Genomic DNA, 16111 nt, shown 5'->3' with positions numbered 1-16111 from the left:
TAGGTGTGGCTGCGCACACTGGCCGGATCCCGTCCCTGGAGGCGCCTCCATGTCACACCGTTCGTTCCCGGGCCGTCGCGCCGTTCTGCGCGGCTCGCTCGCGGCCTCGGCGGCCCTGACCCTGCCCACCGCGCTCGGCGCGGCGCCCGCGTTCGCACGGTCCGGGCGTCCGCTGGCGCGCTGGGGCGTGCAGACCGGCGACGTGACGCGTGACTCCGGACTGGTGTGGGTGCGTTCGGACCGGCCGGCCCGGATGATCGTCGAGACGTCGGCGACCGAGTCGTTCCGCAATCCGCGCAGATGGCACGGTCCGCTGCTCGGCCCGGACACCGACTTCACCGGCACCACCCGGCTGCGCGGGCTGCCGCCCGGCGAGCAGATCCACTACCGCGTGCTGCTCACCGACCCCGACGACCCGCGCCGCACCGGCGAGCCGGTCGACGGCACCTTCCGCACCGTGCCGGCCCGGCGGCGCGACGGCGTGCGGTTCGTGTGGTCGGGCGACCTGGCCGGCCAGGGCTGGGGCATCAACCCCGACATCGGCGGCTACCGCATCTTCGACGCGATGGCCCGGCTCGACCCGGACTTCTTCCTGTTCAGCGGCGACACGATCTACGCCGACGGCCCCATTCCGGAGACCGCCGCGCTGCCGGACGGCAGTGTCTGGCGGAACATCACCACCGAGGAGAAGTCCAAGGTGGCCGAGACCCTCGCCGAGTTCCGCGGGAACTTCCGCTACAACCTGCTCGACGAGAACCTGCGCCGGTTCAACGCCCAGGTGCCCTCCATCGTGCAGTGGGACGACCACGAGGTGCGCAACAACTGGTACCCGGGCCAGCGGATCGCCGACACCGACACCCGGTACACGGAGAAGAGCGTCGACGTGCTGGCGGCCCGTGCCCGGCGGGCGTTCGGCGAGTACTTCCCGATGTCGACGCTGCGGCCGGGCGAGAGCGAGGGCCGGGTGCACCGGGTGCTGCGGCAGGGCCCGCTGCTCGACGTGTTCGTGCTGGACATGCGGACCTACCGCAACGCCAACTCCGCCGGCGACCAGACCGTGGACCCGCAGGGCATCCTCGGCCGCGAGCAGCTGGAGTGGCTCAAGCGGGAGCTGGCCCGGTCGCGGGCGGTGTGGAAGGTGATCGCCGCCGACATGCCGATCGGCCTGGTCGTGCCGGACACCACGGAGGGCCGCCAGAACGTCGAGGCGGTCGCCCAGGGCGACCCGGGCGCGCCGCTGGGACGGGAGTTGCAGATCGCGGAACTGCTGCGGTTCGTCAAGCACCGGCGGATCACCGGCACCGTGTGGCTGACGGCCGACGTGCACCACACCTCGGCCCAGCACTACCAGCCCTCGCGGGCCGCGTTCGGCGACTTCGAGCCGTTCTGGGAGTTCGTCTCCGGTCCGCTCAACGCGGGTGCCTTCCCGGCCAGCGCGCTCGACGACACGTTCGGCCCGGAGCGGGTGTGGGTGAAGGCACCGACCGCCTCGAACGTCTCGCCCGCCGGCGGCTACCAGTTCTTCGGCGAGGTCGACATCGACGGCGACAGCGGTGAGCTGACGGTGCGGATGCGGGAGCAGGACGGCACGGTGCTGTTCACGAAGACGCTGCAGCCGGGCCTGGTCGGCCAGTAACGCAGCAAAACGGACAGAAGATGGCTTTACCCGTCAGTCACAGTGCGTTCGTGATCACGAAACACATTTCCTTCACAGTGACTGTATGACTCGAGACATGTCCGAAGTGACCAACAGTCGGCACGGCGGTCCCGTGCACCGCCGCTGGATCCCGGTCGGGCTCGCCGCGCGCTGCTCGGCCGGCTTCCACGCGTGGTGGGCACGCCGCCACGGCAGCGCACCGCCGGCGCACGATACCGGCGGTGCCCCGCCGCCCTCCGCCGCGGCCGGGGAGAGCGAGCTGTGGCGGATGCGGACCACGGTGAAGGACGAACCGGGCGCGCTGGCCGCCCTGTGCACGGAACTGGCCGGGCTGCGGGTCGACATCCTGACCCTGCAGACGCACCCGCTGGGCGCCGACACCGTCGACGAGTTCCTGCTGCGGGCCCCGGCCGGCACGGACCTCACCGCGGCCGTCGGGCGCGCCGGGGGCACGGCCACCTGGATCGAGCGGGCCGACGCCCACGACCTGGTGGACGCACCCACCCGGGTCCTCGGGCTGGCCGCCCGCACCGCTCAGGACGCCTCCGAACTGCCGCTCGCGCTGCGCCAGTTGCTGGGACGGTGCACGATCCGCTCCCTTCCCGCCGACGGACCGGGACCGCACGGCACCGTGCCGGCGGAGGGCTCCCTGGAGGACACCGTCATCCGGCTGCGCGCCCCGGAGGGCGGCGTGATCACGGTGGAGCGGCCCCATCTGCCGTTCACACCCACCGAGTTCGCCCGCGCCCGGGCCCTGGTGGAACTGGACGCGCGGCTCGGTCCGCGCCTGCCGCGCGGCCGGGACGTGCTCCGGCTGCCCGAGGGCGGTGACATCTCCGTGCGCCGGGCGGACACCGGCGACCTGGCCGCCGCGCGGGCGATGCACGAGCGCTGCTCCGCGCACACCCTGCGCATGCGGTACCACGGCCCGGTGGGCGACGCGGACCGCTACCTCAACCACCTGCTCAGCCCCCGCTTCGGCCGCACCCTCGCGGTGCAGACCGCCTCCGGCCGCATCGTCGGCCTCGGCCATCTGCTGTGGGACGGCGACGAGACCGAGGTGGCGCTGATCGTGGAGGACGCCTGGCAGCGCCGGGGCATCGGCGGCGCGCTCCTCGCGCGGCTGGTGGCCATGGCCGCCGAGGCGGACTGCGCCCATGTGTACGCCGTGACGCAGGCGGCCAACACCGGCATGGTCGCCGCGATGCGCGGACTGGGCCTGCCCCTCGACTACCAGATCGAGGAGGGCACCCTGGTCGTCACGGCCCGGCTGGACGCCGTACCGTCCCGCAACGCGCCGGAGCACGGCGAGCGGATCGGCCGGTCCTAGGGTCTGTCGTTTGGATCAGGTCGGCTGGGAGACGCAGCGCTTCTCAGCCCACCCGAGCGGGGCGTGGTGCGTGCAGCTGCAAGGCGGAGGAGGGCGGCGACGCGGAGCGTCGACAACCGACGACAACGCAGCAGATGTGCGTGCCACGCCCCGCGAAACCGACATGATCCAAACGACAGGCCCTAGGATCCGTCCGACCCGGGGCCACCGTGCCCGCACGCGGCGATCGGCCCGGCGCGACCCGCCGGGCCGATCGCGGTGTGCGCCGGGCCTCAGCCCTGGGCCAGCGCCTCCGGGTGTGCGGGCGTCCCGGCCCGCTCCCCCAGGGCCGCGTCCAGGTCGGCCCACAGGTCCTCGACGTCCTCCAGGCCGACCGAGAGCCGCAGCAGCCGGTCGCTCACCCCGGCGTCCCTGCGGTCGTCGGCGTCGACGATGCGGTGGCTGATGGACGCCGGGTGCTGGATGAGGGAGTCCACGCTGCCGAGGCTGACGGCCGGAGTGATCAGCCGTACGCCGGCGATCACCTCGTGCGGGTCGCCGTGCACCTCGAAGGAGACCATCGCCCCGCCGATGCGCGGGTAGTGGACGCGGGCCACGCGCGGGTCGGCGGCGAGCCGCCCGGCGAGTTCGGCGGCGCTCGCGGACGCGGCCCGCACCCGGACCGGCAGCGTCGACAGACCGCGCAGCAGCAGGTAGCCGGCCAGCGGGTGCAGCACGCCGCCGGTGGCGAAGCGCACCTGGCGCAGCCGTCCGGCGAACTCCTCGTCGCAGGCCACCACGCCGGCCAGCACGTCCCCGTGCCCGCCGAGGTACTTGGTGGCGCTGTGCAGCACCAGCCGCGCCCCCTGCTCGGCCGGACGCTGCAGGACGGGGGTGGCGAAGGTGTTGTCGACGAGCAGCGGCACGGAGCCGCAGGCGTGGGCGACGGCCCGCAGGTCGATCTCGGCGAGCGTCGGGTTGGCCGGCGACTCCACCAGCACCAGTCCGGTGTCCGGGCGCAGCGCGTCGGCGACCCCGGCCGGGTCGGTCCAGGTCACCTCGGAGCCGAGCAGTCCGGCGGTCAGCAGATGGTCGCTGCACCCGTACAGCGGGCGTACGGCGACGACGTGCCGCAGTCCCATGGAGCCGCGGACCAGCAGGACGGCGCTGAGCGCGGCCATGCCGCTGGCGAACGCGACCGCCGACTCGGTGCCCTCCAGCCGGGCCAGGGCGGTCTCGAAGCGCGCGACGGTCGGGTTGCCGAGCCGTCCGTACACGGGCGGTCCGTCCGGGTCGGCGCCGGTGGTGGCGAAGGCGTCGATGCGGGCGGCCTCGGCGCGGCTGTCGTAGGAGGGGTAGGTGGTGGACAGGTCGATCGGCGGGGCGTGCAGTCCGAGGCCGGCGAGGTCGTCCCGGCCCGCGTGCACGGCTTCGGTGGCGAGTGCTCTCGTGGTGCGTCGCGTTTCCATGCCCATGTCCATGGACGGAAGGGTGAACACAGAACGGTTCATCCGGTCCGGAGCCCGTGCTACGTTCGGCGGGTGGCCGAATCCGTCGTACTCGATCCGGTCGACCTTCATCTGCTGCGGCTGTTGCAGAACGACGCCCGGACGACGTACCGGGATCTCGCCGCGCAGGTCGGGGTCGCGCCGTCGACCTGTCTGGACCGGGTGACCCGGCTGCGCCGCTCCGGCGTGATCCTCGGGCACCGGCTGAAGCTGGATCCGGCCAAGCTGGGCCGGGGACTCCAGGCGCTGCTGTCGGTGCAGGTCAGGCCGCACCGGCGGGAGCTGGTCGGCCCGTTCGTGGAGCGGATCAGGGCGCTGCCGGAGTCGCTGACTGTGTTCCACCTGACCGGCCCCGACGACTATCTGGTGCATGTCGCGGTCGCGGACATGGCCGATCTGCAACGGCTGGTGCTGGACGAGTTCACGGCCCGCCGCGAGGTGGCGCGCGTGGAGACCCGGCTGATCTTCCAGCAGTGGGACTGCGGTCCGGTGCTGCCGTCTTCGCCCTCGGCTCAAACCGGGTGACGCACGGCGGGAGCGCGTACCAGGATGGTGCGCATGTCACAGACCAACAGCGCGCTTCCCCGTCAGGTCGCCGACGCCTACGTCGACCAGCTCATCGCCCTCGACCCGGTCACCGGGACGTTCCTCGGTGTGAAGGAGAGCTCCTCCCGGCTGCCCGATCTCTCGCCCGCCGGCCAGGCCGCGCTCGCCGATCTGCAGCGGGCCACGCTCGCCCGGCTCGACGAGGCGGAGCGGCTGCCCGGCGCGGACAGCGGCATCGAGCGCCGCTGCGCCCGGCTGCTGCGTGAGCGGCTCACCGCGGAACTGGCCGTGCACGAGGCCGACGAAGGGCTCCGCTCGGTCGGCAACCTCGGCACGGTGGCGCACTCGGTGCGCGAGGTGTTCACGGTGACACCGGCGGAGACCGAGGAGGACTGGGCGGCGATCGCCCGGCGGCTGCGCGCGGTCCCGGCCGCGCTTGCGGGCTACCGGGAGTCCCTGGCGCTCGGCCTGGAACGCAAGCTGTACGCGGCTCCGCGCCCGACGCGGACGTTCGTCGGGCAGCTCACCGAGTGGGCGGACACCGGCGAGGGCCGCGGCTGGTTCGAGGACTTCGCCGCCGCGGGCCCGGACGCGCTGCGCGCGGAGCTGGACGAGGGCGCCCGCGCGGCGACCGCGGCCGTGGTGGAGCTGCGGGACTGGATGCGCGACGTGTACGCGCCGGCCGTCGAGGACGCCCCGAACACCGTGGGCCGGGAGCGCTACGCCCGCTGGGCCCGCTACTTCAACGGCACCGATCTCGATCTGGACGAGGCGTACGCGTACGGCTGGTCGGAGTACCACCGGCTGCTCGGCGAGATGCGGAAGGAGGCCGAGAAGATCCTGCCCGGCGCCGAGACGCCCTGGGTGGCGCTGGCGCACCTCGACGAGCACGGCCGGCACATCGAGGGCGTCGACGAGGTCCGTGAATGGCTCCAGGGCGTGATGGACCGGGCGATCGAGTCGCTCGACGGCACCCACTTCGACCTCGCCGAACGGGTGCGCCGGGTGGAGTCGCGGATCGCCCCGCCGGGCAGCGCGGCGGCGCCGTACTACACGCCTCCGTCGGAGGACTTCTCGCGTCCGGGATGCACCTGGCTGCCCACGATGGGCCTGACCCGCTTCCCGGTCTACGACCTGGTCTCCACCTGGTACCACGAGGGCGTTCCGGGCCATCACCTCCAGCTGGCGCAGTGGGTGCACGTCTCCGCGGACCTCTCCCGCTACCAGGCCTCGGTGGGCATGGTCAGCGCCAACGCCGAGGGCTGGGCACTGTACGCGGAGCGGCTGATGGACGAGCTCGGGTTCCTCGCGGACGCGGAGGAGCGGCTCGGCTACCTGGACGCGCAGATGATGCGGGCGGCCCGGGTGATCGTCGACATCGGCATGCACCTGGAGCTGGAGATCCCCGCGGACTCGCCGTTCCACCCGGGTGAGCGCTGGACGCCGGAGCTGGCCGAGGAGTTCTTCGGCGCCCACAGCAGCCGCCCGGCGGACTTCGTGGAGAGCGAGCTGACCCGCTATCTGACGATCCCGGGCCAGGCGATCGGCTACAAGCTCGGCGAGCGGGCGTGGCTGCTGGGCCGGGAGAACGCCCGCAAGCGGCACGGCGACGCGTTCGACCTGAAGGCCTGGCACATGGCCGCGCTGTCCCAGGGCTCCCTGGGCCTGGACGACCTGGTGGACGAACTGTCGGCACTGTGAGCCGGGCCGACGCTGTGGGCGGGGCCGGCACTGCGGGCCGGGCCGGCACTGTGGGCCGGGCCGACGCTGCGGACCGGGCCGGCACTGCGGACCGGCCGGCACTGCGGACCGGGCCGGCACTGCGGACCGGGCCGGCACTGTGGACCGGGCCGACGCTGCGGACCGGGCCGGCGCGTTCGGTGCGGTCAGCGCCGGAAGCCGCCCTCGGAGTCGATGACCTGACCGGTGATCCAGTCCGCCTCGTCCGTGGCCAGCCACGCGATGAGGCGGGCCGGGTCGTCGGGCATGCCCCAGCGTCCGGCGGGGAAGCGGGCGGCGACGGCCTCGTAGGCGTCGCCGGTGAGGTAGTCGGTGTCCACGGGGCCGGGGTTGACGGTGTTCACGGTCACCGCGTGTTCGGCCAGCGCGGTCGCCAGGGAGCGGGTGATCGAGGCGAGCGCGCCCTTCTGGAGGGCGTAGGCGATCTCGCCGGGCATCCCGCCGGCGATGTCCTGCCCGGAGGTCATCATCACCACGCGCCCGCCCGGGGTGCGGGGCGGCAGGGCGGCCCGGTGCCGGGCGTGGGCCTGCACGAGCAGCAGCACCGAGCGGGTGTCGACGGCCCAGTGCGCGTCGAGCATGGCGGCGTCGATCGTGTCGAGGTCGCCGTCGGAGCCGCTGAGGGCGTGGTTGGCGACGAGGATGTCGAGCCGTCCGCCGAGCGCCTCGGCCGCCCGGGCGTGCAGGGCGGCGGGCGCCGCCGGGTCGGACAGGTCGCCCGGGCCGGCCACCACCTGCGCGCCGGGGTCGGCGAGCGCGGCACGCACGGAGGCCGTCACCTCCTCGACGCTGTCGGCGCCCCACGGCATGGCGGCGTCGTGCGGCACGTGGTGGTGCAGATAGACGCCGGCGCCGTGGGCGGCGAGACGCCGCGCGACGGCGTGCCCGATGCCGCCGCGCCGGCTGGCGCCGGTGACCAGCGCCGTCCGGCCGCGCAGCGGCAGGGGGTCACGGCGGAGCTCTTCGGGGGCGGGGTGCGGGTACTTGGGCATGATCGCCCATGATGGGCTTCCGGCGCAGGCCGCGCACCCGAATTTCCCGGACGTCCCGGCTCCCCCGGCCGCGCACCCGAATGTCCCCGACGTCCCGGCTCCCTCCGGTCGTGCACGAATGTCCCCGACGTCCCGGCTCCCCGCCCGGGTTCAGGTCAGCGGCCGGAACTGGACGAGGACCAGCCAGGTCTCCGGGCCCGGCTGCACGTGGGCCGCGCGGACCGCGTAACGGCCGGGCGCGAGGGCGAGCCGTACGTGGTCGGTGCCGGTGGACCGGGCGCCGGGCCAGGCCGCGTCGAACAGCACGAGCTCGCCCGGTACCTTCCACTGCACCTCGGGCTGCCACTGCGCGGTGTGCAGCGCCTCCGGGACGCTCGCCAGCACCTCCGCCTCGGAGTGCGCGGCGACGCACCGGACGAGGGTGCCGTGCTCGGGCAGGAACGCGGTGGCGGCGGGCTCGTCGCCCAGGACGAGGGCCGTGGCGTCACCGACCGGGAGGAGGCCGACGAGTCCGTCCACCTCGCAGGCCCGGTCGTAGTCGGAGGCCGTCTCCTCGCCGTCGGCGCCGGTCCAGAACGGCAGCACCGTCTCCGGCACCGCGATGAGCGGCCCGCCGCCCGACTCCACCCATTCGACCGTGCCCGGCTCCGCGTATCGCACCATGCGCAGAACCTATCGGGTCGACTCCCTTACCGGAGCCGGGGGTTCAGCAACCGGAGCGCAACGGCGCCGTCCCGGCCCGCCTGCTAGGCTCCGAGCGGCGTTGACCGTGTAGCGAGGAGTCGCAGACGTGGTGGGTGAAGACGACATCTCCGGGTGAGACCCGGATCTGACGGCCACCGGCCGGCGCCCAGGAGCGCTGCCGAGGTGGCCCGTTTCGTCGTACCCCGTTTTCCACGTCTGCCCGGGGCAGAGGTCTGTTCCCTGCCCTCAAGCCTCCCGAGGTCGTTCCCGTGTCCCACGCGCCCGTCGTCTGCCCGGCCCTCTCCTTCGCCCGGCCCGACGACCCCGCGGCCTTCCACGGCCTGTCCCGCACCGTGACCACCGGCCCGGTCGCCCCCGACCGCACCGGACAAGCCACTCCGTCGGGTCCGGTCACCGGCGAACCCGCCCCGGACCGCACCGTGGTGGAGAACGTCACCGCGCCCGCCCCCACGCGCGCCGAGGAGACGAGCGCCCCCGCGGTGTGAGCCGCCGCCGAGTCAAGTGGCCCGCGCCCGAGGCCGTGCGCCCCGCGGGCCGAACACCGATCATGTTGGACGGTCCCCCATGCCCCAGCCCGCTCTGCTCGCCCACGACCTCGTCCGCAACCTCGGCGGGCGTCGCGTCCTCGACGGCATCTCCCTGACCGCCTCCCCCGGCCACCGCATCGGCCTGATCGGGGAGAACGGTGCGGGCAAGTCCACCTTGCTGCGCGTGCTCGCCGGCGTGGACGAACCCGATGCCGGACGCGTCACCCGCCCCGCCGATCTGGGCTTCCTCCACCAGGAAATGCCCTACGACGCCGACTCCACCATCGCCGCGGTGCTGCACGAGGCGCTGCGCGAGACCCGCGAGGTCCTCGCCGAGCTGGACCGGCTCGGCGAGGAACTCGCCCGCGTGCCGGAGGACGACCCCGGACACCGGGAACTCCTCGACGCCTACGGCAAGCGTCTGGAACAGGCCCAGCACCGGGAGGCCTGGGACGCCGGGCGACGCGCGGCCCTGGTCCTGGACGGCCTGGGCCTCGGCGCCTTCGATCAGGACCGCACGCTCGGCTCGCTCTCCGGCGGGCAGCGCGGCCGGCTGGCCCTGGCCGCCCTGCTCGTACGGCGGCCGTCGGCGCTGCTGCTGGACGAGCCGACCAACCACCTCGACGACGGCGCCGCCGCCTTCCTGGAGGAGCAGATCCGCGGCCTGCCCGGGGCCGTGGTCGTCGCCGGCCACGACCGGGCGTTCCTCGACGCCGTCTGCACCGACCTGATCGACCTCGACCCGGCGGTGGAGGGCCCGGTCCGCTACGGAGGCAACTACAGCGCCTACCTGGCCTGGAAGCGGGCCGAACGGGAGCGGTGGGAACGGCGGTACGCCGAGGAACAGGAGGAACTGGCCCAGCTCACGCACGCGGTGGGCGTGACCGCGCACCGGGTCGCGCCGGACCGGGGCCGCACCGACAACGAGAAGATGGGCTACGACCGCCGGGCCGGCCGGGTGCAGAACCAGATCTCCCGCCGGGTCCGCAACGCCGCCCGGCGGCTGGAGGAACTGGAGCGTACGCAGGTCGGCGAGCCGCCGCGGCCGCTGCGGTTCGAAGCCGGGGAACTGGCCGCGCGCAGCGAGGAGGGCCCGCGTCCCCTGGTGTCGCTGCACGACGTGCGGGTGCCCGGCCGGCTCGCGCCGGTCGGGCTGGAGGTGTCGGTGACCGACCGGCTGCTGGTCACCGGCGGGAACGGGGCGGGCAAGTCGACCCTGCTCGCGGTGCTCGCCGGACGTCTGCCGGCCGACGGCGAGTTGTACCGTCGGCGCGGGCTCACGGTGGGGCTGCTCACCCAGGACACGGTGTTCGAGCGGGCCGACCGCACGGTCCGGGACACGTATGAGATGTCGCTGGGCCCGGCACGCGCCGAGAAGGTGCCGCTGGACTCGCTCGGCCTGCTGCACCGGGCGGACCTGGACAAGCCGGTCGGCCGGCTGTCGGTGGGCCAGCGGAGGCGGCTGGCCCTGGCACTGCTGGTGGCCCATCCGCCCCAGCTGCTGCTGCTCGACGAGCCGACGAACCACCTCTCGCCCGCCCTGTGCGACGAGTTGGAGGCCGCACTGGGTCCGGGCCCCGGCGCGGTCGTCGTGGCGAGCCACGACCGCTGGCTGCGGCGCCGCTGGCAAGGCCGGGAGTACCGCCTGGAGCGGTGACGCTCCGTGCCGCCGCCCGGCGTCACCGGCCGGCATTCGTGCGCACCGACGGCGTGGTGGCGCGGACCGGGCCGGCCGGCTGTCGGAGCGGTTCGCGCCGCCCGCGGCACCCGCCGAGCCACCGAACTGCCGCACCGCGCGCCGCCGTTCCTCCGCGGCCGGTCTGCTCAGTCCTTGGGCGCTCAGCTCTTGAGGCCGTAGAAGTGCATCGGGGAGTTCGGTTCGAAGCCGATCCGGGGGTACACCGGTGCCCCGGCGACGGTGGCGTGCAGGGTGGCGCGGGTCAGGCCGGTGGCGCGGCCGCCCTCGTACAGCGCCTTGCGCGTCACCGCCTCGCCGTAGCCCCGGCGCTGGTGGTCGGGGTCGGTGGCGACGAGCACCACGAAGAGACGGCCCTGCGCCTCGACCGTCGCGGCGCAGGCGACGGGGACGCCGTCCCGCAGGGCCAGGTAGGCGTACACGTCCCGCTTCCACAGCGTGGAGCCGACCAGTCCGTCGCGGCCGTCGCCCAGCGGGAAGCCGTAGGCACGGGAGTTGAGGTCCGCGTAGGCCGTGAGCTGTTCGTCGGTGGTGACCCGCTCGAACGTCAGGTCGGCGTGGTGGGGTTCGGGGACGGGCAGCAGGTCGCCGGCCATGCCGGTGCCGGGGAAGGCGTGGACGAGGCCGGCGCGTTCCGCCGCCTCCGCGAGTGCCGCGCGTGCGTCGTCCGCGAGCAGGTCCTCGAAGAGCCACAGGAAGCCCGGCTGCTTCTTGGCGCGCATGATGCCGGCCGCCTCGTGCAGCCGCTTCTCCAGGAGCGCGGCGCCGGTCCCGGCCTCGGTCAGGGTGACCGCGTTCCAGAAGGCGAAGCGGCAGTCGGCCCAGCGCACGGCGACGCCCGGCAGATCCCGCACATCGGCGTCCTCGTCCCGGTCCAGCACCATGGCGCGCCAGACCGTGGAGAGCTGTGCCACGGATTCGACCGCGGCCGCGAGATCCGTCACGGCAACCCCTTACGTGTCGTGTGTGCATCCGGTGCGCGGTCGTCGTGTGTGCGACATGTCCGGCGTCCCGGTACAACGATCGTCGCCCGTCGAGGTGTTCGTGCACAGCGCGCCATCGCGCCAGGTTCGCGGACCGGCCCGGGTGTGCGGCGGCGTTCGCCTCTCGGTCGTCGGGCACGCCACGGCACACCGGCGTCGTGCGTTCCCCGCCGCTGCCGTGCCGCGCGCCGGGACGGTGGCCGCCGTCACCCGGTGCCGCGCTGCCGCAGCACGGAGCCGGTCCGGCCCTTGACGACCTCCAGCTGGGCGTGGATCCGCCGCCGCAGATCGGCGACATGGCTGACGATGCCGACGCTGCGGTCGCGTTCGCGCAGCGAGTCCAGCACGTCCAGGACCTCGTCGAGGGTCTGGTCGTCGAGGCTGCCGAAGCCCTCGTCGATGAAGAGGGTGTCCAGCCGGACCCCGCCCGCCTCGTCGGTGACGACGTCCGCGAGTCCGAGCGCGAGGGCGAGCGAGGCGAAGAAGGTCTCGCCGCCCGAGAGGGTCGCCGTGTCCCGCTCCCGGCCGGTCCACGCGTCCACGACGTGCAGCCCGAGGCCGCTGCGGCCGCGGCCGGTGCGGTCGTCGGAGTGGACGAGGGTGTAGCGGCCGGACGACATGCGGTGCAGCCGTACGGTGGCGGCGGCGGCCACCTGCTCCAGGCGGGCGGCGAGGACGTAGGACTCCAGGCGCATCCTGCGCTCGTTGTCCGCCGAGGTGCCGGCGGTGAGCCCGGCCATGCGGGCCACCCGGTCGTACTCCTCGCGCAGCGGGCCGAGCCGGCGCACGGCTGCGGCGGCCCGCGCGGACAGCCGGTCGAGTTCGGCGCAGCGCCGGGCGGCGGCGTCCCGCGCCGAGGCCGCCTCGCGCACCCGCCGGGCCGCGTCCTCGGCGGCCCGCTGCGCGTCGGCGAGGTCGGCGGGCGGAAGGTGTGCGGCGGCCGCGGTCTCCGCCTCGGCGAGCACGGCCCGTACGGCGGCCTCCTCGTGCTGCCAGGCGTCCAGGCGCCGCTGGAGTTCGCGGTGGCCGGCGTCGTCCAGCAGGGCGTCGGCGGCGGCCTGCGGCGTGTCGAAGCCGGCGCGGAAGGCCGCGTCGGCGAGCCGGGCGTCGGCGTCCTTGAGGCGCTGGGCGGCGTCCTCGGCGGCGCGGACGGCGTCGGCGGCGTCCGTGAGCCGGGCGGCCCGCTGCTCCAGCTGCCCGGCGCGCGCGGCCACGCTGCCCGCGTCGCCGCGGGCCGCGGTCAGCTCCTCCTCCAGCGCGGCGTGTTCCCGGTCCAGGCGCTCGCGGTGGCCGACGCGGGCGGCGGCCCGGACCGCCGCGTCCCGCTGGGCGGCGGTGCGCAGTTCGTGTTCGTGCTCGGCGCGGCGCAGTTGCTCCTGGGCGGAGTGCAGCGCGGAGGCGGCGTCCCGGGCCCGCGCGTGCTCCCGCTCCAGTTCCTCGACGGCGTGGGCGAGCCGGTCCGTCGGGGTGTCGCCGGCCTCGGCCCTCGCGGCGGCCAGCGCCTCCCGCAGCGCGCCGAGCCGCCGCTCCGCCTCGGCGCGCCGGTCGTCGGCCCGCTGGTGGTCGGCGAGTGCGCGCTCCTCCGTCTCGCGGTCGACGTGCCCGTCGACCTTGCGGGCGGGGGCGGGGTGTTCGGTGGCGCCGCAGACCGCGCAGGGCTCGCCGTCGGTGAGGCCGGCGGCCAGTTCGGCGGCGATGCCGTTCAGGCGCTGCTCCTTGAGGTCGAGCCAGCGCTGCTTGGCCGTGAGGGCCTCGTCCCGGGCGGTGCGGGCCTGTTCGGCGGCCGCCTCGGTGTCCTCGGCCAGCCGGTCGCGGGTGCGGGCGGCGTTCAGTCGCTGCCGCGCGGGTTCGCGCTGCACGGCGAGTTCACCGGCGCGGCCGGCGGCCTGCTGCGCGGACTCGATGCGGGCCTGGAGCCCGGTGCGGGTCTCCTCCCAGCCGGCGAGCCAGGTCTCCGCGTCCTGCCGTGCCTCCTCGTCGGCGCGTTCCTGGCGGTCCAGGCCGGCGCGCTCGTCGAGGAGTTCCGTCAGCCGCCGCTCGGCGCGGCGGGCCGACTCCAGCCCGCCCAGTTCCTCGGCGGCGCGGCGGGCGGCGGCCGCGAGCCCGGCGGCGCCCGCGTCGGCCAGGGACGCCGGGAGCAGCGCTCGGGCGCGCAGTTCGGCGTGGGCCGCCCGCCGGTGCTCGGCCTCGGCGGCGTCCCGCAGTTCCAGCGCGGGTGCGACGGTCTCGGCCTTGCGGGCCCGCTCCATGCGGGTCTGCGCCTCTCGGTGGGCGGCGGCGCTCTCCTGGAGTCGTGCCGCGCGTTCCCGTGCCTCGGCGAAGCGCCGTTGCAGCCGGGCCCGTTCACGGGTGTCGTCCACGGCACGGTCGGCGGCGGCCTGGGCGGACTCGGCGGCGGCGAGACGGCAGTGTGCGGCGGTGAGGTGTTCGCGTGCGGTGCTGCGGGCGACGGCGGCGGCGGTCAGCACCGCCTCGGCCAAGCCCGGTTCGCCGGGCGTCAGTTCGGGCAGTTCCATGGCGTCGCCGGCGGCCTGCTGCATGCGGTGGGCGTCGGCCAGCAGGTCGGCGTCGCCGTCGCGGACCCGGGCCTCGGCGGCCCTGCGCTGCTCCGCCAGGCGCTTCTCCACGTCCGCGAAGCGGCGGGTGTCGAAGAGGCGGCCCAGCAGTCTGCCGCGGGCCTCGGCGTCGGCGCGCAGGAACCGCGCGAAGTCGCCCTGGGGCAGCAGCACGACCTGGCAGAACTGCTCCCGGCTCATGCCGAGGAGCTGGGTGATCTCCTCACCGATCTCCTGGTGCGAGCGGCTGAGGTCCTTCCAGTTGCCGGAGGCCGCGTCGCGTTCGCGCAGCCAGGTCTGGGCCTTGTCCTGTGTGGTGCCGGTGCCGCGTTTCTTGGGCCGCTCCCAGGGCGGCTGCCGGGTGATCTCCAGGCGGCGTCCGGCGACGGTGAGTTCGAGGGTGACCGCGGTGCGGGTGCCCGGGGCGGCGTGGTCGCTGCGCAGCGTCGTGCCCTGGCCGCTCTGCCGGGCCCCGGGCACGGAGCCGTACAGCGCGTAGCAGACGGCGTCCAGCACGGAGGTCTTGCCGGCGCCGGTGGGGCCGTGCAGCAGGAACAGCCCGGCGGAGGACAGTTCGTCGAAGTCGACGCTCTGGGTGCCGCCGAAGGGCCCGAAGGCGGTGATGTCCAGCCGGTGCAGCCTCACCGTGCCACCTCTCGTACGGCGTCGTCCGCGCGGACCGCGTCGAAGGCGTCCCGCAGGACGTCGCGTTCGTACGGGTCGGGGCCGGTGCCGCGGACGTGGGCGACGAAGTCCTCGGCGATCTGCTGGTCGTCGCGGCCGGCGAGGCGGCGGGCGTAGGAGGCCTGCGGGTCCTGCGGGGCCCGCGCCGGGTCGAAGACGAGGCTGAGGGTGTGCGGGAAGCGCTCGGTGAGCCGCGCCATGGGCTCGGCGGGGCGGACCGGGTCGGTGAGCGTCGCCTCGACCCACGCCTCCTCGTGCCGGGTCAGGCCGGGGTCGGCGAGCAGCTCCTCGAGGGTGCCGCGGATCCGGGCGAGCGCGCGCGGCACGGGGCAGTCGACGCGTTCGGCGGTGACGGTGCCGTCGGCGGCCAGGTCGACCAGCCACATGGTCTTGCGGTGGCCGGCCTCGGAGAAGGAGTACGGCAGCGGGGAGCCGGAGTAGCGCACGCGGTCGGTGAGGGTCTGGCAGCCGTGGAGGTGTCCGAGCGCCACGTAGTCGACGCCGTCGAACACCCCGGTGGGTACGGCGGCCACCCCGCCGACGGTGATGTCCCGCTCGCTGTCGCTGGGTTCGCCGCCGGTGACGAAGGCGTGCGCGAGGACGACGGACCGGGTGCCGGGCGGGCGGGCGGCGAGGTCGGCGCGGACCCGGTCCATGGCGGCGGCCAGCACCGCCTCGTGACCGGCCTTCTCCACCCCGAACTCGTTCTTCACCAGGGCGGGTTCGAGGTACGGGAGTCCGTAGAAGGCGACGTCGCCGTGGTCGTCGGACAGCACCACGGGCGTGCCGCACGCGGACGGTTCGGTGCGCAGGTGGATGCCCGCGCGTCCCATGAGCCCGGCGCCGACGCCGAGCCGGCGGGCCGAGTCGTGGTTGCCGGAGATCATCACCGTCGGCACGCCGTGAGCGGCGAGGCGGTGCAGCGCGTCGTCGAACAGTTCGACCGCGGCGAGCGGCGGCACGGCCCGGTCGTACACGTCTCCGGACACGACCACGACGTCCACGTCGCGCTCGCGCACGGTGGTGACGAGGTGTCCGATGAAGTCGGCCTGGGCACCGAGCATGCCGACCCGGTGGAAGGAGCGGCCGAGGTGCCAGTCGGATGTGTGCAGCAATCTCATGAAACCGCTCGAAACTGCATGTTTACCCCTATTGCGCCTCACGAACCAGCACGAACCAGCACGGGCTCGCCACCACCGCCCATCACGC

12 protein-coding genes are annotated in these 16111 nt (G+C 74.7%); 6 read left to right on the top strand and 6 right to left on the bottom strand.

Annotation, left to right across the window (positions count from 1 at the left end; translation table 11 throughout):
• The first annotated feature begins 49 nt into the window (after positions 1–49).
• Both FGW31_RS30135 and FGW31_RS30130 read left to right on the top strand, forming a co-directional pair.
• Positions 50–1636: an alkaline phosphatase D family protein gene (locus FGW31_RS30135; RefSeq protein ID WP_142196703.1), complete on the top strand. Its 1587-nt coding sequence runs from the start codon at positions 50–52 to the stop codon at positions 1634–1636.
• Between the two features lie 97 nt (positions 1637–1733).
• Positions 1734–2987, top strand: a complete 1254-nt coding sequence (locus tag FGW31_RS30130; RefSeq protein ID WP_182674894.1) for a GNAT family N-acetyltransferase — start codon at positions 1734–1736, stop codon at positions 2985–2987.
• A gap of 272 nt (positions 2988–3259) precedes the next feature.
• On the opposite strand, the gene FGW31_RS30120 is transcribed toward FGW31_RS30130, so the two are convergent.
• Positions 3260–4435: a trans-sulfuration enzyme family protein gene (locus FGW31_RS30120; RefSeq protein WP_233288726.1), complete on the bottom strand. Its 1176-nt coding sequence runs from the start codon at positions 4433–4435 to the stop codon at positions 3260–3262.
• A 72-nt stretch (positions 4436–4507) separates the two neighbouring features.
• Between FGW31_RS30120 and FGW31_RS30115 the strand changes: the two genes are divergently transcribed.
• Both FGW31_RS30115 and FGW31_RS30110 read left to right on the top strand, forming a co-directional pair.
• Positions 4508–4999 (top strand): Lrp/AsnC family transcriptional regulator, encoded by a 492-nt coding sequence (locus tag FGW31_RS30115; protein WP_142196700.1) that lies wholly within the window; start codon positions 4508–4510, stop codon positions 4997–4999.
• 33 nt (positions 5000–5032) lie between these two features.
• Positions 5033–6721 (top strand): DUF885 domain-containing protein, encoded by a 1689-nt coding sequence (locus FGW31_RS30110; protein ID WP_142196699.1) that lies wholly within the window; start codon positions 5033–5035, stop codon positions 6719–6721.
• Positions 6722–6906: 185 nt separating this feature from the next.
• Here FGW31_RS30110 and FGW31_RS30105 read toward each other — a convergent pair whose 3' ends face one another.
• Positions 6907–7752, bottom strand: a complete 846-nt coding sequence (locus FGW31_RS30105) for an SDR family oxidoreductase (protein WP_142196698.1) — start codon at positions 7750–7752, stop codon at positions 6907–6909.
• Positions 7753–7902: 150 nt separating this feature from the next.
• Positions 7903–8415 (bottom strand): immunity 21 family protein, encoded by a 513-nt coding sequence (locus FGW31_RS30100; RefSeq protein WP_142196697.1) that lies wholly within the window; start codon positions 8413–8415, stop codon positions 7903–7905.
• A 290-nt stretch (positions 8416–8705) separates the two neighbouring features.
• Between FGW31_RS30100 and FGW31_RS30090 the strand changes: the two genes are divergently transcribed.
• Positions 8706–8942: a hypothetical protein gene (locus tag FGW31_RS30090; RefSeq protein WP_142196695.1), complete on the top strand. Its 237-nt coding sequence runs from the start codon at positions 8706–8708 to the stop codon at positions 8940–8942.
• A gap of 79 nt (positions 8943–9021) precedes the next feature.
• A complete protein-coding gene (locus FGW31_RS30085) occupies positions 9022–10641 on the top strand; it encodes an ABC-F family ATP-binding cassette domain-containing protein (protein WP_142196694.1) in 1620 nt (539 codons plus the stop codon).
• Between the two features lie 182 nt (positions 10642–10823).
• Here FGW31_RS30085 and FGW31_RS30080 read toward each other — a convergent pair whose 3' ends face one another.
• The 3 genes from FGW31_RS30080 to FGW31_RS30070 all read right to left on the bottom strand — a co-directional run bounded on the left by FGW31_RS30080 (position 10824) and on the right by FGW31_RS30070 (position 16023).
• Complete coding sequence (locus FGW31_RS30080; protein ID WP_182674897.1) at positions 10824–11624, bottom strand: GNAT family N-acetyltransferase; 801 nt, start codon at positions 11622–11624, stop codon at positions 10824–10826.
• 245 nt (positions 11625–11869) lie between these two features.
• A complete protein-coding gene (locus FGW31_RS30075; protein WP_142196693.1) occupies positions 11870–14863 on the bottom strand; it encodes an AAA family ATPase in 2994 nt (997 codons plus the stop codon).
• The gene (locus FGW31_RS30070; RefSeq protein ID WP_142196692.1) at positions 14860–16023 is read right to left on the bottom strand and encodes an exonuclease SbcCD subunit D; all 1164 of its coding nucleotides are present in this window, start codon (positions 16021–16023) and stop codon (positions 14860–14862) included. Before FGW31_RS30070 ends, FGW31_RS30075 begins: the two co-directional genes overlap by 4 nt.
• Positions 16024–16111: the final 88 nt, after the last annotated feature.

The organism is Streptomyces calvus, assembly GCF_006782915.1.
In the GTDB taxonomy this organism is placed as follows: Bacteria; Actinomycetota; Actinomycetes; order Streptomycetales; family Streptomycetaceae; genus Streptomyces; species Streptomyces calvus.
Note: the sequence above shows the minus strand (reverse complement) of the source record. Positions and strands in the feature narration are given on the sequence as shown.

What these genes read in the sequence shown, in the direction of transcription:
- FGW31_RS30105 (WP_142196698.1), bottom strand. Translation starts at nt 7,752, where the DNA reads ATGCCCAAGTACCCGCACCCCGCCCCCGAAGAGCTCCGCCGTGACCCC.
- FGW31_RS30120 (WP_233288726.1), bottom strand. Translation starts at nt 4,435, where the DNA reads ATGGAAACGCGACGCACCACGAGAGCACTCGCCACCGAAGCCGTGCAC.
- FGW31_RS30100 (WP_142196697.1), bottom strand. Translation starts at nt 8,415, where the DNA reads ATGGTGCGATACGCGGAGCCGGGCACGGTCGAATGGGTGGAGTCGGGC.
- FGW31_RS30130 (WP_182674894.1), top strand. Translation starts at nt 1,734, where the DNA reads ATGTCCGAAGTGACCAACAGTCGGCACGGCGGTCCCGTGCACCGCCGC.
- FGW31_RS30135 (WP_142196703.1), top strand. Translation starts at nt 50, where the DNA reads ATGTCACACCGTTCGTTCCCGGGCCGTCGCGCCGTTCTGCGCGGCTCG.
- FGW31_RS30085 (WP_142196694.1), top strand. Translation starts at nt 9,022, where the DNA reads ATGCCCCAGCCCGCTCTGCTCGCCCACGACCTCGTCCGCAACCTCGGC.
- FGW31_RS30070 (WP_142196692.1), bottom strand. Translation starts at nt 16,023, where the DNA reads ATGAGATTGCTGCACACATCCGACTGGCACCTCGGCCGCTCCTTCCAC.
- FGW31_RS30110 (WP_142196699.1), top strand. Translation starts at nt 5,033, where the DNA reads ATGTCACAGACCAACAGCGCGCTTCCCCGTCAGGTCGCCGACGCCTAC.